This window comes from Streptomyces sp. NPDC003379, from assembly GCF_053589195.1.
Genome location: NZ_JBSFRK010000077.1, coordinates 1 through 23,143, shown reverse-complemented (window position 1 = coordinate 23,143; position 23,143 = coordinate 1). Strand labels below are relative to the sequence as shown.

The following is a 23,143-nucleotide window of genomic DNA, read 5'->3' as shown; positions in this document are numbered from 1 at the left end:
CTTCTCCGACCTGCCGAAGAACGCGCAGGGTTACGTGAAGGCCCTGGAGGAGATGTCCGGCCCACCCCTCTGAGTGAGCTGGACCCCCGTATCCGGGGGCCGGTGACTCAGACGAACGAGTTGATCTCGATCGTCTCCGTGCGGCCCGGGCCCACGCCGATCGCGGAGATCGGAGCGCCGGACATCTCCTCCAGGGCCTTCACGTAACCCTGCGCGTTCTTCGGCAGGTCGGAGAAGGTCTGGGCCTTGGTGATGTCCTCGGACCAGCCCGGCAGCATTTCGTAGACCGGCTTCGCGTGGTGGAAGTCGGTCTGCGAGTACGGAAGCTCCTCGACGCGCTTGCCGTCGATCTCGTACGCGACGCAGACCGGGATCTGCTCCCAGCCGGTGAGGACGTCCAGCTTGGTGAGGAAGAAGTCCGTCAGGCCGTTGACGCGGGTCGCGTAGCGGGCGATCGGGGCGTCGAACCAGCCGCAGCGGCGGTCACGGCCGGTGGTGACGCCGCGCTCGCCGCCGATGCGGCGCAGGTCCTCGCCGTCCTGGTCGAACAGCTCGGTCGGGAACGGTCCCGCGCCGACACGCGTCGTGTACGCCTTGAGGATGCCGATGACACGGCTGATCTTCGTCGGGCCCACGCCGGTGCCCGTGCAGGCGCCGCCCGCGGTCGGGTTCGACGAGGTGACGAAGGGGTACGTCCCGTGGTCCACGTCCAGGAGCGTGCCCTGGCCGCCCTCGAAGAGGACGACCTTGTCCTCATCGAGCGCGTTGTTGAGGATCAGGGTGGTGTCGGCGACGTACCGCTTGATGTTCTCGCCGTGCTCCAGGAGCTGCTCCACGATCTGCCCCGCCTCGATCGCGCGGCGGTTGTAGAGCTTGGTGAGGAGCTGGTTCTTGATCTCCAGCGCCGCTTCGACCTTCTGCACCAGGATCGACTCGTCGTAGAGGTCCTGGACGCGGATGCCGGTGCGGTTGATCTTGTCGGCGTAGGTCGGGCCGATGCCGCGACCCGTCGTACCGATCTTCCTCTTGCCGAGGAAGCGCTCGGTGACCTTGTCGACGGTGACGTTGTACGGCGTGATGATGTGCGCGTTGCCGCTGATCAGCAGCTTGGACGTGTCGACGCCGCGCTCGTTCAGACCGCTCAGCTCGGAGAGCAGGACCGACGGGTCGACGACGACTCCGTTGCCGATGACCGGGACACAATCCGGGGAGAGAATCCCGGAAGGGAGGAGATGCAGCGCGTACTTCTGGTCGCCTACGACGACCGTGTGGCCGGCGTTGTTGCCGCCCTGGTAGCGCACTACATAGTCCACGGAGCCACCGAGCAGGTCAGTGGCCTTTCCCTTGCCTTCGTCACCCCACTGAGCACCGAGCAGCACAAGTGCGGGCACAGGCGTACACCCCTTCCGGGCGGGGCATGTCCAAGGTCAGGGGCCGTAGCCGCCGTATGGGTGTGCCTTGGATGCTGCCCCGGAATAGACGAAGCCCCTGGCGCAATAGCGCAAGGGGCTCTTGCACAAAGATGCTACCCGAGGTCTTCAAGAACGGCTAAAAGAAAGGGCGCGCGGTGTCGGCTCGCGACCAGCTCCTTGTCGTCATCGACCCGGTCGCCCGGCGCACGGACGGCGAGTCGGTACGGATCGCGAAGGACGTACTGGGCGCGGGCGCGGCGATGCGTGTCTGCCTGCCCGACGGCCCCGAGGAATTTGCGAAAGCCCTGGCCAGGAGGGGTTCCCGGCGGCTTGTGGTGATCGGCGACGACCGGGCGCTGCTGTGGGCCGTGGGGGTGCTGCACCGGGAGCGGGGGCTGGCCGGGCCCGCGCTCTCCATCGTCCCCGTAGGGGCCGCGCAGACGCTCGCGCGGCGGCTCGGAGTGCCCGCGGGGGCGGTCGCGGCGGCGCGGGCGGTCCTTGAAGGGGCCGAGCGGCGGCTCGATCTGCTGGTCGATGACAGTGACGGGGTGGTGCTGGGGGATCTGCGGATTCCTTCGGTGGGGGTGGGGGCGTCAGCGGGGACGACTGTGTCCGGGACGTCCGCGGGCGGCTCCGGTTCCGGGTCTGGGTCTGGGTCTGGGTCTGGCTGGGGTTCCGGACCTGGCTCCGGTTCCGGATCTGGCTCCGGTTCCGGTTCTGGCTCCGGTTCCGGTTCCGGTTCTGGCTCCGCTGAGGGGCATGCGTGGCTGCGGACGTGCCAGTCCTTCGTACGTACCCTCGCCGCGCGGCCCTCGCGGGTGGCGGCGCCCGGGCCCGGGCCGTCGCGGCTGCGGGTCGAGGCGGACGGCGTCACGCTCGTCGACCTGGACCAGCCGGTCGAGGGCGTGCGCGTCACCGCGGGGAACGGTGGCCTGGCCCAGGTGGAGGTGCGGCCGGTCTCCGTGGGCGCGGAGGCGGCGCCGCTGCGGGTCCGGGCGCGGACCGTGACGGTGTCGGGGGCGGACTTCCGCTATCGCGCCGACGCGGTGGTGGCGGGGCCTGTCCGCACGAGGACCTGGACGGTCCGTCCGGGGGCGTGGGGGTTGACGCTGCCCCGCTGACGCGGTGGATCAGTCCTGGTCGAAGAGGGTTTTCCGATGGGCCCGCCAGCGGGACATCATGCCTGCCAGCTCTTCCTGGACGAACTCGAAGAACGCCAGCGTCTCCGTGAGGCGCCGCCCCGCGGGGGAGTCCGCGCCGAGGTTGGCGACGCCGTCACGCAGCGCGTTCTCCCAGCGGTCGAGGAGCGCGTCGCGGTTGCCGAGCGCCTCGTACCACTGGTTGCTGTGCACCCGGAAGAGGTCGCGCCGCGTCCCGGGGTCCCGCTCGCGGGAGACCATGTGCTGCTGCGTGAGGTAGCGGACGGCGCCGGAGACCGCCGCGGGGCTGACCCGCAGCTGTTCGCCCAGTTCCGCCGAGGTCAGCGCGCCCGAGTCGGAGGCGAGCAGGGCGGCGAAGATGCGGGAGGGCATCCGCGGCATGCCCGCCTCCACGAGCTGCGAGGCGAACTGTTCGACGAAGCGGGACACCGCCTCCCCGTCACGGATGCCACCGTCGGCCCCGTCTCCCGTCCCGTCACGCCTCTCCACGTCGCCCGCCTTCGCGCCTCGCGCGTCCTCGCTCGTCATCCCGCGATCATCTCCCCTGGCCTCCCCCGACCGTCGCACGCACCCCACCCCACAGAGTTTATACGCTTCTTTAACTTCACAAGTTTGTGAAACCCGCGTACTTTCAGAAGCATGACGAAGGCAATCACTGTCTCCGGGCTCCACAAGTCGTTCGGCAGGACGCACGCCCTGGACGGCCTCGATCTGGCCGTCGAAGCCGGCGAGGTGCATGGATTCCTCGGGCCGAACGGGTCCGGGAAGTCCACCACCATCCGCGTCCTGCTCGGCCTGCTCCGCGCCGACTCCGGCGCCGCCCAGCTGCTCGGCAAGGACCCCTGGCACGACTCCGTCGACCTGCACCGCCGCATCGCGTACGTCCCGGGTGACGTCACCCTGTGGCGCAACCTCTCCGGGGGCGAGGTCATCGACCTGTACGGGAAGCTGCGCGGCGGCCTCGACCGGGCCCGGCGTGACGACCTCGTCGGGCGGTTCGAGCTGGACCCCACCAAGAAGGGACGTACGTACTCCAAGGGCAACCGCCAGAAGGTCGCCCTCGTCGCCGCCTTCGCGTCCGACGTCGACCTGCTGATCCTCGACGAGCCGACCTCCGGACTCGACCCGCTGATGGAGGAGGTCTTCCAGGGCTGCGTCGCCGAGGAGCGCGAGCGCGGGCGGACCATCCTGCTGTCCTCGCACATCCTCAGCGAGGTCGAGACGCTCTGCGACCGCGTCAGCATCATCCGCAAGGGGCGCACCGTCGAGTCCGGCTCGCTGGCCGAGCTGCGCCATCTGACGCGCACCAGCGTCACCGCCGAACTCTCGGGCCCACCGAATGGGCTGGCACATCTGCCCGGCGTCCACGACGTCGACGTACGCGGTCACCGGGTCGGGCTCCAGGTCGACACCGACAAGCTCGACGCCGTGCTCAGGGCGCTCACCGAGTCGGGCATCCGGTCGCTGACCAGCACCCCGCCCACCCTGGAGGAGCTGTTCCTGCGGCACTACCAGGACGACGTGGAGGAAGGGGTGACGGCGCGATGACGCCGGCGGGGACCGGCGCCCTGCTGAGGCTCGCGCTGCTTCGTGACCGGGTCATGATGCCCGTCTGGGTTCTCCTCGTCGCCGGGCTGGTGCTGGCGATGCCGGGATCGCTGGAGAGCGTGTACGGGACGGCCGCCGAGCGGGCCGAGGCCATGGAGACGATGAACTCCAACTCCTCGATGCGGGCCATGTACGGACCCGTCTTCGGCGACTCGCTGGGCGCCCTCTCCGCCTGGCGGATCGGCACCTACGCGGGCGTCCTCGCCGCCGTCATGAGCCTCGTCATCGTCGTACGGCACACCCGCGAGGAGGAGGAGTCGGGGCGCCAGGAGATGCTCTCCGCGTCCATGGTGGGGCGGCGGGCGCCGCTCACCGCCGCGCTGCTCGCCGCCTTCGTGGCCAACGCCGGGGCCGGGCTGCTGATCACCGCGGGCATGGCGGGGCAGGGCGCCCGCGGGGCGCTCGCGCTGGGTCTCGGCGTCGCGGGCACCGGCATGCTCTTCGCCACCCTGGCGGCGATCGCCGCGCAGCTCACCGAGAGCGCGCGGCTCGCCAAGGGGCTGACGGCGGCGGTGCTCGGCACGGCCTTCGTCCTGCGGGCCGCGGGCGATTCGGGGGAGGCGGACGGTTCGTCCGTGCCGACCTGGCTCTCACCGCACGGCTGGCAGGAGAACCTGCGGGCCTTCGCGGGCGAGCGGTGGTGGGTGCTCGCGCTCGTCGGCGCCGCGACCGTGGCGCAGGGCCTGGTCGCGTACGGACTGGCGGGGCGGCGCGACGTCGGGATGAGCTTCCTGCCGACGCGGCCCGGCCCCGCACGCGGGCGCCTCGCCACGGCGGGCGCGCTCGCCTGGCGGCTCCAGCGGGGCTCGGTGCTCGGCTGGACGGCCGGCTACCTGCTCGCCGGGCTCGTCTTCGGACAGATGGCGTCCGGCGCGGCCGACATCGTCGGCGACAACGACGGCACCCGCGACATCATCGCGCGCATGGGCGGCCGGTCGGACCTCACCGACGCTTTCCTCGCCACGCTGGCCGGGATGTTCGGCATGGTCGCCGCGCTGTACGTCGCCGCTTCCGTGCTGCGGCTGCACGGCGAGGAGACCTCGCAGCGCGCCGAACCGGTCCTCGCGGGCGCGGTGGGGCGGCTGCGGTGGGCGGCCGGGCACCTCGTGGTCGCCTTCGGCGGGACGGTGGTGCTGATGACCGTCTGCGGGCTCGGCATGGCCATCGGCCACGGCGCGGACGCGGGCGCGGTGCTCGGCGCGTGCCTGGCGCGGCTGCCCGCCGTCTGGGTGCTCGGCGGGCTCGCGGTGCTGCTCGTGGGGGCGTATCCGAAGGGGGCGGTGGCGGCGTGGGCCGTGGTCGGGGTCTGCCTCGCGATCGGCTGGATCGGCCCGGCGCTGGACCTGCCCCAGGCGGTCATGAACCTCTCCCCCTTCGGCCATCTGCCGAAGCTGCCGGGCGCCGCGATGTCCTGGCCGCCGCTGGTGGCGCTCACGCTGATCGGGGTGGCGCTGGCAGGCGCGGGCCTCGCGGGGCTGCGGCGCCGGGACATGATCAGCTGAGGAGCACGGTCCGGGGGTCACACTTCGACGAGGAGTTCCTGGAGGCCCCGGATCACGAAGTTCGCGCCGCGGCGGGGCTCCGCCGCGAGCCGGAGGGCGGGGGCCCGGCGCAGCAAAGCCCGCATCGAGGCGGCGAGTTCGATGCGGGCCAGTGGCGCGCCGATGCAGTAGTGGAGGCCCGCGCTGAAGGAGATGTGCGGGTTGTCGCGGCGGGTGAGGTCCAGCTCGCCGGGGCGGGTGAAGACCGCCGGGTCGTGGTTGGCGGAGCCGAAGAGGAGCGCCAGTTCGCAGCCGCGCGGGATCGTCGTGCCGCCGATCTCGATGTCGTCGAGGACCCAGCGTTCGAAGAGCTGGAGCGGGGTGTCGTAGCGCATCAGCTCTTCGACGGCGGTGGGGATCAGGCGGGCGGGGTCCGCGCGCAGGGCGGCCAGTTGGGCGGGGTGGCGGAACAGCGCGTACCAGCCGTTGACCGTGGCGTTGACGGTCGCCTCGTGTCCCGCGTTGAGCAGCAGCACGCAGGTGGAGATCATCTCCTGCTCGCTGAGCGACTCCCCGTCCTCGTACGCCGCGATGAGGCCGGAGATCAGGTCGTCCCCCGGCTTCTCCCGGCGGGCGGCGATCACCTCCTGAAGATACGCGGTGAATTCGAGCGACGCGCGCACCGCTCGGCCCGCCGTCTCCTCGGACGGGTTCAGCTCGTACATGCCGCAGATCGCCGCCGACCAGGGGCGCAGCAGCGGCCGGTCGCTCTCCGGAATGCCGAGCATCTCGGCGATGACCGCCACCGGCAGCGGCTCGGCGACCCGCGAGACGAGGTCCCCGCCCCCGTCGGCCACCAGGTCACGTACCAGGCCGTCCGCCCATTCGTCGACGTACGGACGGAGTTGGTCGACGGTACGCGGCGTGAAGGCCTTGGAGACCAGGCGGCGGATGCGGGTGTGCGTGGGCGCCTCCAGGTCGAGCATGCCGTTGTCGTTGAGGACGTGGAACGGCTCGTGCTCGGGCGGCGGCGCGGTGCGGCCGAACTCCTCGTGGGTGAAGCGGTGGAGGTACGTGCGTCCGAGGCGCCGGTCGCGCAGCAGGGCCGAGACGTCCGCGTGGTGCGGGATCAGCCACTGGTCGGTCGGCGCGTAGTGGTGGGCGCGGCCGGCCGCGCGCAGCCGGGCGTACGCCGGGTAGGGGTCGGCGACGAACTCCGGCGAGCAGGGGGCGAAGACCGCGGAGACCTCGAAGGCTGCGTCCATGGAGGGACGCTAGCCCCGCCGGACCGGCCGTACCAGCCCCCCTCGCCCCCCTCGCCCCCTCACCCGGGCGTGACCAGCCTCGCCTCGTACGCGAACACCGCCGCCTGCGTCCGGTCGCGCAGCCCCAGCTTCACCAGGACCCGGCTGACGTGCGTCTTGATCGTGGACTCGGCGACCACCAGGCGGGCGGCGATCTCCGCGTTCGACAGGCCCTGCGCGATGAGCACCAGGACCTCCGTCTCGCGCTCGGTCAGCTCGCCGTACTGCTGTGCCTGGACGGCCGCCGAGAGCCGCGGCGCCTCCGCCAGCTTGGAGAACTCCGTGATCAGGCGGCGCGTCACGGTCGGGGCGAGGAGCGCCTCGCCGGACGCCACCACCCGTACGCCGTCGGCGAGTTGGCGGGCCGACGCGTCCTTGAGGAGGAACCCGGAGGCGCCCGCGCGCAGCGCCTGGTACACGTACTCGTCGAGGTCGAACGTGGTCAGGACGAGCACCTTCGACGTGCCCTCGGACGCGATGATCTCGCGGGTCGCCTCGATGCCGTTCAGCTCGGGCATGCGGATGTCCATCAGGACGACGTCGGGGGCGAGTTCGCGGACGCGCTCGACCGCCTCGCGGCCGTTCACGGCCTCGCCCACGACCTCGATGTCGGGCATGGCGTTGAGGAGCACGGAGAACCCCTCGCGGACCATCATCTGGTCGTCGGCGATGAGGACGCGGATCGTCATGCGATGTCCTCCCCCGCCGGGTCGACGCGGTCGGCGAGCGGGACGGGCAGGAAGACGGTGACCTCGTAGCCGCCCTCCGGGGTCGCCTCCGCCGTCATCTCGCCGTTGAGCATGGTGACGCGCTCGCGCATGCCGGTGATGCCGTGTCCCGCCCCAGGGGAGGGCTTGACCAGGCCGGTCGCCGCGCCGTTGACGACGCGCAGACCGAGACCGCCGAGGACGTAGCCGACCTCGACGCGGGCCGGGGCGCCGGGCGCGTGGCGCAGGCTGTTGCTGAGCGCCTCCTGCACGATGCGGTACGCCGAGAGCTCGACGCCCTGCGGCAGCTCGCGCACCGCCCCGGTGACCGCCTTGTCGACGGTCAGGCCCGCGTCGCGCACGTTGTCCAGGAGCCGGTCGAGGTCGGCGAGGGTGGGCTGCGGGGCGTCGGGCGCCTCGTAGTCCTCCGCCCGTACGACGCCGAGGACGCGGCGCAGCTCGGTCAGCGCGGCCACCGCGTTCTCGCGGATGGTCACGAACGCCTGCTCCAGCTCGGGCGGCGGGTTCTCCACGCGGTAGGGCGCGGCCTCGGCCTGGATGGCGACGACCGACATGTGGTGCGCGACCACGTCGTGCAGCTCGCGGGCGATGGTGGTGCGCTCCTCCAGGAGGGTGCGCTTGTCGCGCTCGATGGCGGTGACGGTGCGCTGCACGGTGACCTCGCGCTGTGCCTCGCGGCGCACGTGCACCACCGTGGTGACGAGCAGTGCGAGCGCCGAGAAGAACAGCAGCGGTGGGGCATTGGATCCGGAGCCCATGCCCTCGCCGAGGAACACCTCGGCGCCCACGGAGTACGCCGCCGTCCCGAGCCACATCCACACGGCGGTGCGCGGGCCGGTGCGGGCCGCGACCACGACCATCACCACGATGTGCGCGAAGAAGGCGGCGGGCGTCCACGGCAAGCCGTCCCAGGCGTCCCCGAGCGTCGCCGTGAACGGCGTCGAGACCAACGACACCCAGTAGGCGCCGACCGGCCTGACCAGCGTCATCAGGACGGCGGCGGCCGGGAGGCAACCGGTGAGGAAGTACGCGACCTCGTTGCCTCCGAGGCCCACCTGGTAGGCGATGAACACGGTGATCAGGGCCGCGGCCACCACCAGAGCGTGCCGACTCCAGACGGCGTACTCGCGTATCCGCCCCGGGAAGAACCGGGCCGGCCGACCGGCCGCCGTCCTGGGCGGCAGCAGCCGGTAGGCGAAGGCGTCGCGGAACAGCGTCTCGCGCAGGCCGCCGAGGGCCTCCCGCACGAGGTGGAACTCGGGGCTCTTCCGGCCTCTGGCCTTGAGCTGCTCAGTCGTATCGGTCACGTCCACGACGGTACGGGGGCGGACCGTCGGGAGCGTCCCCAGCAAGAGGGGTTCCCCGGGGTCCGTCGCAGGTACTACAGGCCGTCTCAGAACGCCAGCTGCGCGATCTCCTCCGCAACCACCGCGCACGCGTCCGCCGCCGGGTCGATCAGCGGGAAGTGCCCCACGTCTTCGAGGAGGGTGAGACCCACGACCTCGCCCGCCCTGGCCGCCGCGTCGGCGTACGCCTCGGCCACGGCGTGCGGCACGGTGATGTCGGCGCGGCCCTGTACGACGGTCGTGGCGATGCCCGTCGGGAGCAGCGCGGCCGGATCGGCGTACGGCAGCCGCTCCACGAACCTCTCCTCGCCGCCGAGGAGTTGGGCGCAGGCGCCACCGCAGACCTCCAGCTCCTCGGCGACCTCGAAGTCCGCGATCGGCGCGAGCGCGACGACGCCGCGCAGCGGGGCCGGGCGCTCGGTGCGCCAGGGCGCGTCGGCGGGCAGCAGGTGCCGCGCCGCCGCCCACAGCGCGAGGTGGCCGCCCGCGGAGTGCCCGGTGACGACCGTGCGGCGCGGGTCGGCCGACGGGAGGGCACCGCGTACGAGCGAGGGAAGCACGTCGAAGGCGGCGGCCACGTCGTCGAAGGTCTCCGGCCAGCGCCCGGCCACCGGGCTCGTACCGCCCTGGGCGGGGATGGGACGGCCCCTGCGGTACTCGACGTTGGCGACCGCGAAGCCGCGGCGCGCGAGGAAGTCGGCGAACGGCGTGAGGTGCCGCCGGTCGTACGGCGCGCGCCAGGCGCCGCCGTGCAGGGCGACGACCAGCGGCGCGGGCCGGGGCGTGTCGCCCCTCGGCGCGTAGAAGTCGATGACCTGGTCGGGGTGGTCGCCGTACGCGGCGGTGGCGTCCGGCTCCACGGCGGGATGCGAGAAGGCGGCTTCGGCCTCGGCGGCATCGCGGGCCACGGCGGCGTCGTCCGGCATGCGGCAACCTCTCGACAGCGGTTCGGCAGCGGTGGGCGGTTGACGGATCCGTCCCGTCCTCCGCAGTTTACGGAGGACGGGAACGGCATCACCGCACCGGCGTCACGCGTCCAGGATCTCCGCGAGGACGCGGGCCGCCCGCTCGGCGTCGGCGAAGGAGACGTACAGCGGGGTGAACCCGAAGCGCAGCACGTCCGGGGCGCGGAAGTCGCCGACCACGCCCCGCTCGATCAGCCGCTTCATCACCTCGCCCGCACCCTCGCAGCGCAGCGCGACCTGACTGCCGCGCTCGGCGTGCGCGTCCGGGGTGAGCGACTCCACCCGGCCCTTCGGTACGTACGCCTCGACGCACCGCAGGAAGAAGTCGGTCAGGGCGAGCGACTTGGCTCGCACCGCCTCGATGGAGACGTCCTCCCAGACGTCGAGCGCCGCTTCCAGGGCGAGCATCGACAGGATGTCGGGCGTGCCGACGCGACCGCGCACCGCGCCCCGCGCCGCCTCGAACTCGGGGCGCATCCCGAAGGGCTCGGCGTGCGAGTTCCAGCCGGGCAGCGGCGAGTCGAAGCGCTCCTGGAGCTCCTCGCGCACGTAGAGGTACGCGGGCGAACCCGGGCCGCCGTTCAGGTACTTGTACGTACAGCCGACCGCGAGGTCCACGCCGTGCTCGTCCAGGCCGACCGGCAGGGCGCCCGCCGTGTGGCAGAGGTCCCAGACGGCGAGCGCGCCCGCCGCGTGGACGGCCGCCGTCAGACCGGGCAGGTCGTGCAGGCGGCCCGTGCGGTAGTCGGCGTGGTTGAGCAGCACGGCGGCCGTGCGGGGGCCCAGCGCCGCGGGCACCTCGGAGGGGGCGAGCGGGATCAGCCGGCAGCCGGTGAGGCGGGCCGCCGACTGGGCGATGTAGCCGTCCGTGGGGAAGGTGGTGGCGTCGACGACGATCTCGTCGCGCCCCTCATCCCGGTCGCCCCGGCTCTCGCCCTCACCGCGCGCCATACGCACGGCCGCCACCAGCGCCTTGAAGACGTTGACGCTCGTCGAGTCGCCGACCACGATCCGGCCCGGGGCGGCGCCGACCAGCGGCGCGATGCGGTCGCCGACGCGCTCGGGCGCCGTCCACCAGCCGCTCTCGTCCCAGGAGCGGATGCGCAGCTCGCCCCACTGGCGGGCGATGACGTCCGCGACGCGGCCGGGCACGTTGGCGGGCAGGGCGCCCAGGGAGTTGCCGTCCAGGTAGACGGTGTCGTCGAGGACGAACTCCGCCCGCTTGGCGCGCAGTCCGTCCTCGGCGTCCAGAATGCGCGCCCGGTCGCTCAGGTCAGACATGGCTCCTCGCCGTCCACAGCTCGGGGAACACGTTCTTCGTCGCGCGCTTCTCCAGCCAGGCCACGCCGGCCGAGCCGCCCGTGCCCGTCTTGGAGCCCATCGCGCGGCGCGTGGCGACCAGGTGGTCGTTGCGCCAGCGCCAGACCAGCTCGGCCACGTCCGTCAGCGTCTCGCCGAGGCGGGCCAGGTCGCCGCTCTCGTCGCCGGAGTAGAGCTCCGTCCAGACGGCCTCGACCTCGGGCGACGGCTCGTACTTCTTCGAGAGGTCGCGCTCCAGGACGGCGGCCGGGACCGCGTGGCCCCGGCGGGCGAGGAGCCTGAGCACCTCGTCGTACAGGCTCGGCTCGTGCAGGGCCTTCTCCAGCTCCGCGTGGACGCGCGGCGCGCCCCGGTGCGGGACCAGCATGGACGCCGACTTGTCGCCGAGCAGGAACTCCATGCGGCGGTACATCGCCGACTGGAAGCCGGAGCCCTCGCCGAGCGCGCCCCGGTAGGAGTTGAACTGCGCGGGGGTCAGCTGGGCGAGCGGCGTCCAGGAGTGGTTCAGGGCCTCCAGCTCGCGGATGCTGCGCTTGAGCGCGGCCACGGCGACCGGGATGTCGTCGCGGCGCAGCGCCTGCGCGGCGGTCTCCCACTCGTGGACGATCACGGTGAACCACAGCTCCATGACCTGGGTGGTGACCAGGAAGACCATCTCGCCGGGGTCGTCCGAGCGAAGGTGCTGGAGGTGGGTGAGGACGTCCGCCTGGACGTAGTCCTCATACGGGGTGGTGCCCGCGAAGTCGAGGTTCGGGCTCTCGGCCTCATGCGCTTCTGGGGACATCGCTGTCTCCTTGATACGTACTCCGGGTAGCGGTCCGCCCCTGCCGTTACCGGCACGGGGGCCCCGGTCCCCACCGGAATCCTCTGCAACTTTCCCCGAAACGGCAAGGCACACCCGTTCGGCAACAGTCCCTAACGCCTCACACCGCTGTCATCCCCGTACTTACTCCTGTACGCGGCGACGCTCCCGACAGGCTCGCAGATGGGCGGCGTTCCCGCAGCCGCGCACGGAGTGCCAGACGCCGCTGTTGTTGCGGGAGCGGTCGTAGAACGCGGCGGCGCAGGACGCGTTGCGGCAGATCTTCAGACGGCGCCAGACGCCCGACGCCTGGGCGAGCAGCGCCTCGGCGAGCACGGCGGACGCCAGCCAGCGGGCGCCCGCGCCCTCCGGCTCCACGGTCAGCGTGCCGTCGCCCGCGAGCCCGACGACGACGGGCGCGGAGGTGAAGCGCACCGCGCCCCCGCCCCGGTCGCCCGCCGCGAGCGCGCGCCGCACCTGGTCCCGCAGACAGCGCAGCTTCGGCAGATCCTCGTCCGTCAGGACGAGCTGCACGTCCGGCCGCCCCGTCTCGCGGGCCCAGCCGCGCACGGCCCGGTCGGCCCACTCCTGGGCGCCGCCGAGCGCGCCGTCGCCCAGGAGGTCGGGCAGGTCGGCGGGGCCCGGGCGGGCGGCGGGCGCGGTGTTCAGGAGCTCCTGGACGAGGGCGAGGCCGCCGGGCGCGGGGCTCAGGCAGTGGCGCTCGGTCGCTGGCCAGTTCATGCCTCTCAAGGTACCCGCACCGAAGGAGACATGAGTGAAGGACTTACAGTGCTGTCAGAATCGTAGGACGTCATGCGTACCGACAGCCGATGTCATGCGTACCGACAGCCGATCAAGAGCCCAGCCGATTGCCAGGAGGCCCCATGGAAGCCACGGAAGCAACACACGCAGCGGGGACGGACACCTCACGCGCCGCACGGATACTCGGCCGCCCCTTCGACATCAACGGCCTCACCCTCCCCAACCGCATCGCCATGGCCCCCATGACCCGCGAGTTCTCGCCCGACGGCGTGCCGGGCACGGATGTCGCCGAGTACTACGCGCGCCGCGCGGCGGGCGGCGTCGGCCTGATCGTCACCGAGGGCACCTACGTCGACCACCCCTCGGCGGGCAGCAGCCACCGCGTCCCGCACTTCTACGGAGACGAGGCCCTCGCGGGTTGGCGCGCCGTCGCCGAGGCCGTGCACACGGCGGGCGGGAAGATCGTCCCGCAGCTCTGGCACGTCGGCGCGGCCCGCGACGAGGGCCAGGGCCCGATCCCCTCCGCGCCCCCGGCCGGCCCCTCCGGCCTCGGCCTGGACGGCGGCGCCAAGGGCCGGGCGATGACCGGCGCCGACATCGACGCGGTGATCGCCGCCTTCGCGGACAGCGCGGCCACCGCCGAACGGATCGGCTTCGACGGTGTCGAACTGCACGGCGCGCACGGCTACTTGATCGACCAGTTCCTCTGGGGCACCACCAACCGCCGCACCGACGGCTACGGCGGTGACCTCGCGTCCCGCACCCGTTTCGCGCGCGAGATCGTCGAGGCGGTGCGCGCGGCGGTCTCGCCGTCCTTCCCCGTGATCTTCCGGCTCTCCCAGTGGAAGGCGTACGCGTTCGACGCGCAGCTCGCCGCGGACCCGGCCGAACTGGATTCCCTGCTGGCCCCGTTGGCGGCCGCGGGCGTCGACGCCTTCCACGCCTCCACGCGCCGCTACTGGCTCCCCGAGTTCGAGGGCGACGACCTGAACCTCGCGGGCTGGATCAAGAAGCTCACCGGCAAGGCCACGCTGTCCGTCGGCTCGGTCGGCCTCGACAAGGAGTTCGTGGGCCCGCAGGGCTTCGCCAAGGAGACCGCGTCCACCGGCATCGACCTGCTTCTGGACCGCATGGAGCGGGACGAGTTCGATGTGATCGCGGTGGGCCGTAGCCTGATCGCTGACCCGCAGTGGGCGGACAAGGCGCTGACGGGCCGCCTTGCGGAGGCGACCGCGTACGACGCGCGCATGCTGGGCGAGCTGAGCTAGTCACAGCCCATCCGGTGGGCCCGCGGCGCGGCACCGCGGGCCCACCGAGCTCAGTTCAGCGTCTCCGCCGCCGTCGCGGAAGAGTCCCGCAGGAAGCCCGCGCAGCGCTCGTACTCCTCCTGCTCGCCGATCGCCTGCGCCGCCCGCGCGAGGGCGTGCAGCGCCCGCAGGAAGCCCCGGTTGGGCTCGTGCTCCCACGGCACCGGGCCGTGGCCCTTCCAGCCGCTGCGGCGCAGGGAGTCCAGGCCGCGGTGGTAGCCCGTACGGGCGTACGCGTACGACTCGACGACGCTGCCGCGCTCGAACGCGTCGTCGGCGAGCTGCGCCCACGCCAGGGAGGACGTGGGGTACTTGGCGGCGACGTCGGCGGGCGCCGTGCCGTTCGCCAGCAGCTCGCGCGGCTCCGGGTCGTCGGGCAGGTGGGTCGGGGGCGGTCCCCCGAGCAGATCCTTGTGAATGGCCATGGGTCCAAGTCTGCGGCATGCCGGTACGTCGAAGACCCCGGGTCGGGTGACCCGGGGCCTTCGCCTCGTACGTGAAGCCGTGTGAAGCCGCGTAAAGCCGCGTAAAGCCGCTGAAGGGCTACTTCAGCTTCGTACCCGAGGAGCGCAGGTTCGCGCACGCCTCGGTGACGCGCTTGGCCATGCCCGCCTCGGCGAGCTTGCCCCAGGTGCGCGGGTCGTACGTCTTCTTCGAGCCGACCTCGCCGTCGACCTTCAGGACGCCGTCGTAGTTGCGGAACATGTGGTCCGCGACGGGCCGCGTGAAGGCGTACTGCGTGTCGGTGTCGAGGTTCATCTTGACGACGCCGTTCTCCAGGGCGGTGGAGATCTCCTCGGCGGTGGAGCCGGAACCGCCGTGGAAGACGAAGTCGAACGGCTGCGCACCCGCGGCCTTGTTGTACTTGGCGGCGACGCCCTCCTGGAGGTCCTTGAGGAGCTCGGGGCGCAGGACGACGTTGCCCGGCTTGTAGACGCCGTGGACGTTGCCGAAGGACGCGGCCAGGAGGTAGCGGCCCTGCTCGCCCAGGCCCAGCGCCTCGGCGGTGCGCAGCGCGTCGTCGACGGTCGTGTACAGCTCGTCGTTGATCTCGTGCGTGACGCCGTCCTCCTCGCCGCCGGTCGGGGTGATCTCGACCTCAAGGATGATCTTCGCGGCGGCGGCCTTCGCGAGCAGCTCCCGGCCGATGGCCAGGTTGTCGGCGAGGGTCTCGGCGGAGCCGTCCCACATGTGCGACTGGAAGAGTGGGTTCAGGCCCTGGGCGACGCGCTCCGCGGAGACGTCGATCAGCGGACGGACGTACGTGTCCAGCTTGTCCTTGGGGCAGTGGTCCGTGTGCAGCGCGACCGTGACGTCGTACTTCGCGGCGACGATGTGCGCGAACTCGGCGAGCGCGACCGCGCCGGTCACCATGTCCTTGCTGTACTGGCCGCCCAGGAACTCCGCGCCACCGGTCGAGATCTGGATGATGCCGTCGCTCTCGGCCTCCGCGAAACCGCGCAGCGCGGCGTGCAGGGTCTGCGAGGAGGTCACGTTGATGGCCGGGTAGGCGAACTTGCCTGCCTTCGCCCGGTCGAGCATCTCGTTGTAGACCTCGGGAGTTGCGATGGGCATGTGTCCGCTCCTTGTGATGTGCGGGTGGGGTGCTGTGCTGCTTGACCCTGACCTGGGGGCGACGACATCGTCGCCCCCATCTTTCCAGACTCGGCCGCCGACCGGACTCGGACGTCGGCCGGCGGTCCGGACCGGCCGTCAGCCCAGGCCGAGGTCGTCCTTGGAGTACGCGAAGAGGTACGGCACCCCCGCGCCGTCGGTGATCTTCTCGCCCGCCCCGGTGGCACGGTCCACGATGGTCGCGACGCCGACGACCTCGGCGCCCGCCTCGCGCACGGCCTCGACGGCGGTGAGCGGGGAGCCACCGGTGGTGGAGGTGTCCTCGACGACGAGAACGCGGCGCCCCTTGATGTCCGGGCCCTCGACACGGCGCTGCATGCCGTGCGCCTTGGCGGCCTTGCGGACCACGAAGGCGTCCAGGCGCCTGCCGCGCGCGGCGGACGCGTGCAGCATCGCGCCGGCGACGGGGTCGGCGCCCATGGTCAGGCCGCCCACGGCGTCGAAGTCGAGGTCGGCGGTGAGGTCCAGCAGCACCTGGCCGACCAGGGGGGCGGCCTCGCCGTCGAGAGTGATGCGGCGCAGGTCGATGTAGTAGTCGGCCTCAAGACCCGAGGAGAGGGTCACCTTGCCGTGCACCACGGCCTTGTCCTTGATCTGCTGCAGCAGCGCGCCACGTACGTCGTCAGTCATGCCTGTCAGCTTAAAGCCGCGTCCAGGTCCAGGTCGTCGACGTCTCCAGGGGCTCGATGGGCGTGACCAGGCGGGGCGCGGTGTTGAGCCCGTTGGGCGGACCGGTCTGCGGCTCCACGCACACGGCAGGCTCCTGCTCGTCGTAGACGACGACCCACTGCTCGCGGCTCTTGACGTTCACGGCGAGCCGCTCGGGCCAGGTCAGCGTCACGTCGACGCCCTCGGGCATGCCGAAGCAGTCGTCCCAGGGGCCCGGCTCCGGGTCGACGCGGCGGCCGGTGGGCAGGTGGTCGTCGCCGCGCTCCTCCTGCCAGGCGGGGGTGAAGTCGATGCGCACGGGATCGCCGCCGCCGTCCAGGGCCCGGTTGAACCACGGGTGCCAGCCGGCCTGCGCGGGGAAGGAGTCGCCGTACGTCTCGACGCCGAGGCGCAGCGTCAACGCGTCGTCGGTGAGTTCCACGATCTGGGTGACGCGCCCCGGGTAGGGCCACGGGTCGGTGAGGTCGTACGTGAAGACGGCCTCGGTCCTCGAGACGCGCGCCGTGCGCCACTCGGCGTCGCGGGCGAAGCCGTGGATGGCGTGCGGCGGGGAGTTCAGCGGCATCTGGTGGACGGCCGCCCCGTCGCGGAACCGGCCGTTCTCGACGCGGCCGCACCACGGCACCATCGGGAAGCAGCCGTACCGCTCCCCCTGCCTCAGCAGCTCCACGCCGTCGATGCGCAGGCTTCCGATGCGGCAGCCGTTGCCCGGCTGCACGGTCACTTCCGCGGCGCCCGCGGTCAGGGTCACGTCTTTGGTACTCACGGGGCCGACCCTACGGCGTACGCGGTCAGCGGCGGCGGCGCAGGGCCCTGCCGACCACGATCGCCGAGGCGAGCGCGAGGGCGGCGGCGGGCGCGGCCCAGCGCAGGGTGGCGCCGGCGGACAGCGCCTCCGGGGCGGGCGCGGGGGCGTACCGGCCGCGGGGCGGGGCGTGGTCGACCTCCTCGGCGCTGCGGCCGATCATCGTGCGGCGGGCGTGCGCGGCCTCGGCGGGCGGTACGTCGATGTCGCTCACGTCATCGTCGATGCCGTCGATGCCGTCGATGGCCTCGTCCTCGTCCATGTCGAGCACGTCGACGGCGTCGTCCACGTCATCCATGTCCTCGACGTCGTCCACCTCGTCGCTCAGCGGGTCGAGGGACGGCGGTGGCACCTCCGTCTCGAAGACGGTGGGGGCCGGGCGCCGCTCATCGGGCTCGGCCGGTCCGGAGTCCGCGGGCGCCGCCGCCGCGAGCCCCTCCGCGAACCGTTCGAGGAGTCTGCGCACAGCGGATTCCACAGCCTGTGGAGAACCCTCCGTGATCCGGCCGTCGGCGGCGGCCGTCCCGCCGAAGACGACGGTCGTCCCCGCGACGGCCGGCACGAGCCGCACGGTCAGCGAGAGCTTCACGGAACCGGAGCCGCGTGCCTCCGTCCCCTCGCCCTCGATCACGTACGTCCCGTCGGCGCGGCCCTCGACCCCCGCCGCACCCCGGTATGTGATGGTGTGCCCCCCGACACGCACCTTGAGGCGGCCGGAGAGCGGCCCCGCCTTCTCCTCCACGTCGCGCTGGAGCGCGGGCACCGCCCCGGCGACCCGCACGGGGTCTGCCAGGACCTGCCGGAGACGCTCTGGCGAAACCGGAACGAACACCTCATGCTCCATGGCAGTCGAGCCTACCCACGCACTCGCCAGTATGTGCGTCGGTTCGCCGGACCGTGTGCGTCAGTTCGCGTAACGCGGGTGTACGAGGGTGGACGCCGGGAGCCCCGCCACCCGGGTCCGCTCGGCCGGCCGCACCCCGGCGCGCACCACCTCGGACCGGGCCGCGCGCAGCAGCACGGGACGCGTCCGCGAGGCCACCACGAGCCCCCAGTCGCGCGGTGCCCGCGCACCCTCCGACGTGCGGTCGGGCCCGGCCGCGAACCCGGACCGCCGCCCGCCCAGGCGGTACGGCACGGTCTTGAGGCCCGCCGCGCGCAGCGTCGCCTCCACCGTCCAGAAGGCCCGGGGCCGCGCCGACACCGAGCCTCCGTGCACGGCGAGGCGGCCGCCGGGGGCGAGGACGCGGGTGACGAGGCCGTAGAACTCCTGGGAGTACAGCTTCGCGCTGGCGGTGATGCCCGGGTCCGGCAGATCGGAGATCACCACGTCGTACGCCGCGCGCGCCGAGCGGAGCCAGCCGAACGCCTCGGCGTTCACCACGCGCGCCCGGCGGTCGTCGAAGGCGTGGCCGTTCAGCTCGCTCAGGGCCCGGTCGTGCCGGGCCAGGTCGATGACGCCCGCGTCCATCTCGACGACGTCGACGCGGCGCACGCCCCGGTGGCGCAGGACTTCGCGCGCCGCGAGGCCGTCCCCGCCGCCGAGGACGAGCACGCGCGCGTGGGGGCCCCGCATCGCCGGCCGGACGAGCCCCTCGTGGTAGCGGTGCTCGTCGCGTCCGCTGATGCGCAGGCGCCCGTCGATGAAGAGGTCGAGGGAGCGCAGCCGCCCTCCGGTGAGAACGACTTCCTGTACGTCCGTCTGCACCGCGACGCGGACCTCCGCCCCGTACACCGCCCGGCGCGCGGCCCGCTCGAAGTCGTCGACGAGCACGGCGGCCGAGGCGAGCAGGGCGAGCACGACGGCGTTCGCGACGAGCAGCGCCCAGCGGCCGCGCACGCTCAGGTCCCGCCCGAACAGGCCGAGGACGAGCGCGCCGCCCGCCACTACGTTGACCGCGCCGGTGAACAGGGCGCCCGTGAGCTGCCCGAACACCGGAAGGAGCAGAAAGGGGAAGGCGAGGCCGCCGACCAGCGCGCCCACGTAGTCGGCGGCGAACAGGTCGGCGACGGCGCCGCCCGCGTCCTGGCGCCGGATGCGCTGGATGAGGACCATCAGGAGCGGCACCTCGGCGCCGATGAGGACGCCGATGGCGAGGGAGAACGCGACGAGGAGGTAGCGCGAGCCGCCCGCCCAGACCTCGCCCCGGTCGCCGGTCCACGCGAACGCCGCGTACAGCGCCATGGCGCTGCCCCCGCCCACCAGCGCGAGTGTCGCCTCGACGACGCCGAACCAGACGGAGGCGCGGCGCCGCAGCCGCTTGGCGAGCAGCGAGCCGATGCCCATGGCGAAGACCATCACGGAGAGCACGACGGAGGCCTGGGTGACCGAGTCCCCGATCAAGTACGCCGCCAGGGCGACGAGTTCGAGTTCGTAGACGAGCCCGCAGGCAGCGCAGACGAACACGCCCACCAGAACGAGGAACCGTCCTGCTCGGGGCGAGACCGGCAACCGCACCGTCGACTCGAGCACCCAAGAACGCTACGTCACCGCGCACTCACGCCGGGTCCCCCACAAGGGTGCAATAGGGCCGCCCGGTCACAGCGTCGTCGGTCACAGCGTCGCGGGCAGCGGCGTCCGCACGCCCACGCGCGTCCGCGTGGCCACCAACTGGCCGTCCTGCGGATACGCGTGCCACGTGCGCCACATCACCGACGCCTCGTGCCGCTGCGCCAGCATGGCCGTGAAGGCGTGCGGGCTGCCGGGGAAGACCCCGGCGAGGCCATGCGGGTGTTCGGCGACCAGGGCGAGCAACTCCTGTGCGCGCCCGGCGAATTGGCCGGGTGAGAGTGTCTCGACGCGGGCGGCGAACTCGTACTCCCACTCGCCGAGCCGCTTGGAGACGCCGAGCGGCAGCGGTGTGCTGCTGCCGGGGATGCAGGCCACGGTCTCGGAACAGCTGCCCTGCTCGTCCTCCAGGAGCACTTGGTGCGAGGCCCCGAGGAGTCTCAACTGCATGGTGGCGTGGGTCAGTTCCACGTCGAGCGTCGCCAGCGCGGGCAGGGGCTCGCGCCCCAGGGCCCAGGCCAGGTCCGCGGCGCGCGTGTCGGTATAGACAGTCTTCAGGGTCGTGAGCATGGGTCGGCTCCGCTAACACGCAATGGAGGTGGGGCCGGCGCACCCGGATCGGACACCGGGAGGTCGGAATACCGGCTCGTGCCCACGTGCACGTCACTTGCAGGTCTCCAGACTTCGGCTGGTCAAACCCGTGACGGACGTCCGAGGGCGGTACTGACGTATAAGAGGGAATCATGGTCGACGGCAGTGCCACAGCGTTTTTACCCAACTTCGTAGGGTTTCCATCCCCCTGGGGGCCCCACAGTTCAACTGTTCAATGCCGCACAACGCCGGAGCGCCCGGCGGGAGTTGTATCCCCGCCGGGCGCCCACTGGAATCGGTGGACCAGCTGCCCCGTGTCAGCTGCCTCCGCCGCATCCGCCCCCGCCACCACCGCACGAGGAACTGCCGCCCCCGCACGAGGAACCACTGCCGCACGAGGAGCCGCCGCCACCGCTGTCGCCGCCCCCGGCCCACCAACTGCCCCCGCCCGCCGTGCTCGACGCGGTGCCCGAGCTCCAGCCCGAGCGGCCGCGGCGCCTGCGGCCCACCCCGAAGTTGACCGCCGCGACTACGGCGAAGATGAGTACCGCGACGAAGATGAAGGCCACGAACATGACCACCACGCCCCTTCCGTTCCCCCGCAGCGCGGTCCCCCGTGGGCCTCGCTTCCTGCGTGACAGGGGGATGCCCCCGGGCGCGGCGGCCCAAAGCAGAGTTGAGGAAGTCCAGAGGTTTCCAGATGTGCGAAAGCCCCTGGTCTGCATCGGAAGCAGACCCAGGGGCTATCAGGGCTCGATCGGGCCGCCTATGGGCCGTGATCTTCAACGTGGGGCGGCCCGAACACTCGGTCGACGGCTCGGCGGGATCGCTCGCGGCTGTTGGGCATTAGGTGCGCGTACACCCGAAGCGTCATGGCCGGGTCGGCGTGCCCCATGTATTCGCTCACCGCCTTCACGCTCTCCCCGGAGTCCAGAAGCACGGAGGCGTAGAAATGCCGCAGGGCGTGCATCCCATGCTCGCGAGCCGAGGCGTAGCGCTGCCCCTCGCCCACCTCTGGGATGAGGCCAATCGAGGCGAGCGCGGGTTTCCAGTCATGGGCGTTGAAGTTGCTGCGCCACACGATGCCCCCGCCAGGATTGGTGAACAGGAGACGAGCCGTCGCCTTCGGGCCTTCTGGTGTGCCCCACGGCAAGGTGACCTCAACCGGCTTGCAGGCGTCCATGTGCACCTTCAAGGCGTACGCCACAGAATCAGGCAGCGGCACGTCCCGCTCCTTCTCGCACTTCGGGAGGGCGAACACGGGCTTCCCCTCCACGTGCTTGATCTGCCGGACCACGCGCAGAGTCCGGCCCTCGAAGTCCAATGCGCCCTCAGCGAGTCCGAACACCTCCCCCTGGCGCAGACCACACCCAGCGCCAACATCGACCGCAGCGCGGTAGCGCTCCACGAGAGCAGCCCGGACGCCCAGCACTTGATCAGGGGTCCACGGCACCACTCGGGAGGCATCGGCCCTGGGAGCCCGCACGGACTTCGCACTGCACGGGTTCCGGACCAGCAGCGTGTCGTCAACGGCTGCCGACAGCACGGCCCGCACATCGGCATAAATGGTGCGCGCGTACGAGGAGCTGATCCCGGGCTTCGCCTCCAACACGGCCAGCAGATGCCGAATGTGCTCCGGCCGAAAGGTCCCAACGGAGCGAGAACCGATCACCGGATAGGCGTGGAGCCGCAGTCGACGCCCCAACTCAACCCGACTGGTCGGGCTCGACGTCCTGGTATCCAACCAGCTTTCGGCGTACTGACGGAAGGTGATCCGAGCCGCGCCAGGGTCGATGTACTGGCCGCGCGACATGTCGGCCTCGATGTGGGTCAGCCACTGGTCAGCCTCGCGCTTCTTCCGGTCCGGGAAACTCTTGGACTTCTCGGAGCCGTCCGGAGCGACGTACCGAGCGCGGTAACGCAGGCCGATACCGAAGCGGTCAGTCTTGACCTTGACAGGCTTACCCTCCGGTCCGGGTTCGACCTTGAACCAGCGGTCTTGAACGTGTCCAGCCATCAGGCAGCCCCTTCCATGAGGGAGGCGACCCAGACGCGCACGTCTTCGGGATCAAAGCGGAGATGACGACCGACACGGAAGCCACGCGGCCCGGTGTCCTTACGGCGCCACTGATAGACCGTCTCGACCGGCACACCGAGGAGGTCGGCCAAGTCGACCGGGGTCAGGTACCGGTCAGGCAACGAACGCTTCATGCCGCACCTCCCCGTCGTCGAGGTCGGTCATGTCGGCGAGTGCTTCGCGTGCGGTTTCGCGGTTGGTGCGGATGCCCTCAGCAATGGTTTGGGCGAGCCAGGATTCGCCGGGTGTGTGGCCGTGTCCGGCGTAGGTCCAGTGGGCCATGACCAGCGTGGAGCCCTCCGGGTCGTCGGCTTCGGGCAGGCCCTTCTCGCGGCGTTCTTGGCGGGCGCGGTAGTCGGCGCGGACCTGTCGGCGTTCGGTGAGGGTGGAGGAGTAGGCGCGGGATTTGGTCATGAAGTGCCCGCGGAAGCCGAGCATGTGTGACCAGTGGGCAAGGAGCCGGTCGGGGTAGGCGTCGTCCAGGGTCCAGCAGGCTTCGATGAGGCGTCGGGCGTGGGCGGGCAGGCCGGGGAGCTTGTCGAGTTCGGCCAGCTCTCCGATGCGGCGGTCCACGGTTCCGGTGGTCTCGGCGGCTTTGGTGGCGTACTTGGCGACGTAGGAGGCCACGGCCCCGTCGTCGAGTTCGACGCCTTTAAGTCCGC

General features: G+C 71.9%; 24 protein-coding genes. 4 read left to right on the top strand and 20 right to left on the bottom strand.

The window, feature by feature from the left end; translation table 11 throughout:
* Positions 1-107: 107 nt before the first annotated feature.
* On the bottom strand, positions 108-1,391 hold the full coding sequence (locus ACWDVB_RS38095; RefSeq protein ID WP_451519568.1) for an adenylosuccinate synthase: 1,284 nt from the start codon (positions 1,389-1,391) through the stop codon (positions 108-110).
* A 176-nt stretch (positions 1,392-1,567) separates the two neighbouring features.
* On the opposite strand from ACWDVB_RS38095, the gene ACWDVB_RS38090 reads away from it, so the two are divergent.
* A complete protein-coding gene (locus tag ACWDVB_RS38090; protein ID WP_451519569.1) occupies positions 1,568-2,533 on the top strand; it encodes a diacylglycerol kinase family protein in 966 nt (321 codons plus the stop codon).
* 9 nt (positions 2,534-2,542) lie between these two features.
* On the opposite strand, the gene ACWDVB_RS38085 is transcribed toward ACWDVB_RS38090, so the two are convergent.
* Positions 2,543-3,100 carry a GbsR/MarR family transcriptional regulator gene (locus ACWDVB_RS38085; protein ID WP_451519570.1) on the bottom strand — a complete coding sequence of 186 codons (558 nt, stop codon included), beginning with the start codon at positions 3,098-3,100 and terminating at the stop codon, positions 2,543-2,545.
* 111 nt (positions 3,101-3,211) lie between these two features.
* Here ACWDVB_RS38085 and ACWDVB_RS38080 point away from each other — a divergent pair, with 111 nt between their 5' ends.
* Both ACWDVB_RS38080 and ACWDVB_RS38075 read left to right on the top strand, forming a co-directional pair.
* Positions 3,212-4,120 carry an ABC transporter ATP-binding protein gene (locus ACWDVB_RS38080; RefSeq protein ID WP_451519571.1) on the top strand — a complete coding sequence of 303 codons (909 nt, stop codon included), beginning with the start codon at positions 3,212-3,214 and terminating at the stop codon, positions 4,118-4,120.
* Complete coding sequence (locus ACWDVB_RS38075; protein WP_451519572.1) at positions 4,117-5,682, top strand: ABC transporter permease; 1,566 nt, start codon at positions 4,117-4,119, stop codon at positions 5,680-5,682. The genes ACWDVB_RS38080 and ACWDVB_RS38075 overlap by 4 nt, the downstream gene beginning before the upstream one ends.
* Positions 5,683-5,699: 17 nt before the next feature.
* Here ACWDVB_RS38075 and ACWDVB_RS38070 read toward each other — a convergent pair whose 3' ends face one another.
* From ACWDVB_RS38070 to ACWDVB_RS38040, 7 genes are all read right to left on the bottom strand, one after another.
* Positions 5,700-6,926: a cytochrome P450 gene (locus ACWDVB_RS38070; RefSeq protein ID WP_451519573.1), complete on the bottom strand. Its 1,227-nt coding sequence runs from the start codon at positions 6,924-6,926 to the stop codon at positions 5,700-5,702.
* Positions 6,927-6,985: 59 nt separating this feature from the next.
* The gene (locus ACWDVB_RS38065) at positions 6,986-7,654 is read right to left on the bottom strand and encodes a response regulator (protein ID WP_451519574.1); all 669 of its coding nucleotides are present in this window, start codon (positions 7,652-7,654) and stop codon (positions 6,986-6,988) included.
* Positions 7,651-9,000: a sensor histidine kinase gene (locus ACWDVB_RS38060; RefSeq protein WP_451519575.1), complete on the bottom strand. Its 1,350-nt coding sequence runs from the start codon at positions 8,998-9,000 to the stop codon at positions 7,651-7,653. The genes ACWDVB_RS38065 and ACWDVB_RS38060 overlap by 4 nt, the downstream gene beginning before the upstream one ends.
* A gap of 86 nt (positions 9,001-9,086) precedes the next feature.
* Entirely contained in the window at positions 9,087-9,965 is an 879-nt protein-coding gene (locus ACWDVB_RS38055; protein WP_451519576.1) for an alpha/beta hydrolase, read from the bottom strand.
* Positions 9,966-10,067: 102 nt separating this feature from the next.
* A complete protein-coding gene (kynU, locus tag ACWDVB_RS38050) occupies positions 10,068-11,285 on the bottom strand; it encodes a kynureninase (protein ID WP_451519577.1) in 1,218 nt (405 codons plus the stop codon).
* Positions 11,278-12,108, bottom strand: coding sequence for a tryptophan 2,3-dioxygenase family protein (locus ACWDVB_RS38045; RefSeq protein WP_451519578.1), 831 nt, complete (start codon positions 12,106-12,108; stop codon positions 11,278-11,280). The genes kynU and ACWDVB_RS38045 overlap by 8 nt, the downstream gene beginning before the upstream one ends.
* Positions 12,109-12,270: 162 nt before the next feature.
* Complete coding sequence (locus ACWDVB_RS38040; RefSeq protein WP_451519579.1) at positions 12,271-12,867, bottom strand: CGNR zinc finger domain-containing protein; 597 nt, start codon at positions 12,865-12,867, stop codon at positions 12,271-12,273.
* Positions 12,868-13,010: 143 nt separating this feature from the next.
* Between ACWDVB_RS38040 and ACWDVB_RS38035 the strand changes: the two genes are divergently transcribed.
* A complete protein-coding gene (locus ACWDVB_RS38035; RefSeq protein WP_451519580.1) occupies positions 13,011-14,156 on the top strand; it encodes an NADH:flavin oxidoreductase in 1,146 nt (381 codons plus the stop codon).
* 50 nt (positions 14,157-14,206) lie between these two features.
* Here ACWDVB_RS38035 and ACWDVB_RS38030 read toward each other — a convergent pair whose 3' ends face one another.
* The 11 genes from ACWDVB_RS38030 to ACWDVB_RS37980 all read right to left on the bottom strand — a co-directional run.
* A complete protein-coding gene (locus ACWDVB_RS38030) occupies positions 14,207-14,620 on the bottom strand; it encodes a DUF3151 domain-containing protein (protein ID WP_451519581.1) in 414 nt (137 codons plus the stop codon).
* 118 nt (positions 14,621-14,738) lie between these two features.
* A complete protein-coding gene (gene fbaA / locus ACWDVB_RS38025; protein WP_451519582.1) occupies positions 14,739-15,770 on the bottom strand; it encodes a class II fructose-bisphosphate aldolase in 1,032 nt (343 codons plus the stop codon).
* Positions 15,771-15,908: 138 nt separating this feature from the next.
* Positions 15,909-16,460: an orotate phosphoribosyltransferase gene (pyrE, locus tag ACWDVB_RS38020; protein ID WP_451519583.1), complete on the bottom strand. Its 552-nt coding sequence runs from the start codon at positions 16,458-16,460 to the stop codon at positions 15,909-15,911.
* Between the two features lie 10 nt (positions 16,461-16,470).
* Entirely contained in the window at positions 16,471-17,265 is a 795-nt protein-coding gene (locus tag ACWDVB_RS38015) for an aldose epimerase family protein (RefSeq protein WP_451519584.1), read from the bottom strand.
* Positions 17,266-17,290: 25 nt separating this feature from the next.
* The gene (locus tag ACWDVB_RS38010) at positions 17,291-18,148 is read right to left on the bottom strand and encodes an SRPBCC family protein (RefSeq protein ID WP_451519585.1); all 858 of its coding nucleotides are present in this window, start codon (positions 18,146-18,148) and stop codon (positions 17,291-17,293) included.
* Between the two features lie 60 nt (positions 18,149-18,208).
* Complete coding sequence (locus tag ACWDVB_RS38005; protein ID WP_451519586.1) at positions 18,209-19,777, bottom strand: polyamine aminopropyltransferase; 1,569 nt, start codon at positions 19,775-19,777, stop codon at positions 18,209-18,211.
* An 81-nt stretch (positions 19,778-19,858) separates the two neighbouring features.
* Positions 19,859-20,383: a DUF2617 family protein gene (locus ACWDVB_RS38000; RefSeq protein WP_451519587.1), complete on the bottom strand. Its 525-nt coding sequence runs from the start codon at positions 20,381-20,383 to the stop codon at positions 19,859-19,861.
* 338 nt (positions 20,384-20,721) lie between these two features.
* Positions 20,722-20,979, bottom strand: a complete 258-nt coding sequence (locus ACWDVB_RS37995) for a hypothetical protein (RefSeq protein ID WP_451519588.1) — start codon at positions 20,977-20,979, stop codon at positions 20,722-20,724.
* Between the two features lie 191 nt (positions 20,980-21,170).
* Positions 21,171-22,421, bottom strand: a complete 1,251-nt coding sequence (locus ACWDVB_RS37990; RefSeq protein WP_451519589.1) for a tyrosine-type recombinase/integrase — start codon at positions 22,419-22,421, stop codon at positions 21,171-21,173.
* Complete coding sequence (locus tag ACWDVB_RS37985; RefSeq protein WP_451519590.1) at positions 22,421-22,615, bottom strand: helix-turn-helix transcriptional regulator; 195 nt, start codon at positions 22,613-22,615, stop codon at positions 22,421-22,423. The genes ACWDVB_RS37990 and ACWDVB_RS37985 overlap by 1 nt, the downstream gene beginning before the upstream one ends.
* On the bottom strand, positions 22,596-23,143 hold a 548-nt coding region (locus ACWDVB_RS37980; protein ID WP_451612042.1), incomplete at its 5' end, for a replication initiator. The genes ACWDVB_RS37980 and ACWDVB_RS37985, both read right to left, overlap by 20 nt.

Coding starts and splice junctions, on each gene's coding strand:
- ACWDVB_RS38085 (WP_451519570.1), bottom strand. CDS start 3,100: ATGACGAGCGAGGACGCGCGAGGCGCGAAGGCGGGCGACGTGGAGAGG.
- ACWDVB_RS38080 (WP_451519571.1), top strand. CDS start 3,212: ATGACGAAGGCAATCACTGTCTCCGGGCTCCACAAGTCGTTCGGCAGG.
- ACWDVB_RS38075 (WP_451519572.1), top strand. CDS start 4,117: ATGACGCCGGCGGGGACCGGCGCCCTGCTGAGGCTCGCGCTGCTTCGT.
- ACWDVB_RS38070 (WP_451519573.1), bottom strand. CDS start 6,926: ATGGACGCAGCCTTCGAGGTCTCCGCGGTCTTCGCCCCCTGCTCGCCG.
- ACWDVB_RS38065 (WP_451519574.1), bottom strand. CDS start 7,654: ATGACGATCCGCGTCCTCATCGCCGACGACCAGATGATGGTCCGCGAG.
- ACWDVB_RS38055 (WP_451519576.1), bottom strand. CDS start 9,965: ATGCCGGACGACGCCGCCGTGGCCCGCGATGCCGCCGAGGCCGAAGCC.
- kynU (WP_451519577.1), bottom strand. CDS start 11,285: ATGTCTGACCTGAGCGACCGGGCGCGCATTCTGGACGCCGAGGACGGA.
- ACWDVB_RS38045 (WP_451519578.1), bottom strand. CDS start 12,108: ATGTCCCCAGAAGCGCATGAGGCCGAGAGCCCGAACCTCGACTTCGCG.
- ACWDVB_RS38040 (WP_451519579.1), bottom strand. CDS start 12,867: ATGAACTGGCCAGCGACCGAGCGCCACTGCCTGAGCCCCGCGCCCGGC.
- ACWDVB_RS38035 (WP_451519580.1), top strand. CDS start 13,011: ATGGAAGCCACGGAAGCAACACACGCAGCGGGGACGGACACCTCACGC.
- ACWDVB_RS38030 (WP_451519581.1), bottom strand. CDS start 14,620: ATGGCCATTCACAAGGATCTGCTCGGGGGACCGCCCCCGACCCACCTG.
- fbaA (WP_451519582.1), bottom strand. CDS start 15,770: ATGCCCATCGCAACTCCCGAGGTCTACAACGAGATGCTCGACCGGGCG.
- pyrE (WP_451519583.1), bottom strand. CDS start 16,460: ATGACTGACGACGTACGTGGCGCGCTGCTGCAGCAGATCAAGGACAAG.
- ACWDVB_RS38010 (WP_451519585.1), bottom strand. CDS start 18,148: ATGGAGCATGAGGTGTTCGTTCCGGTTTCGCCAGAGCGTCTCCGGCAG.
- ACWDVB_RS38000 (WP_451519587.1), bottom strand. CDS start 20,383: ATGCTCACGACCCTGAAGACTGTCTATACCGACACGCGCGCCGCGGAC.
- ACWDVB_RS37995 (WP_451519588.1), bottom strand. CDS start 20,979: ATGTTCGTGGCCTTCATCTTCGTCGCGGTACTCATCTTCGCCGTAGTC.
- ACWDVB_RS37990 (WP_451519589.1), bottom strand. CDS start 22,421: ATGGCTGGACACGTTCAAGACCGCTGGTTCAAGGTCGAACCCGGACCG.
- ACWDVB_RS37985 (WP_451519590.1), bottom strand. CDS start 22,615: ATGAAGCGTTCGTTGCCTGACCGGTACCTGACCCCGGTCGACTTGGCC.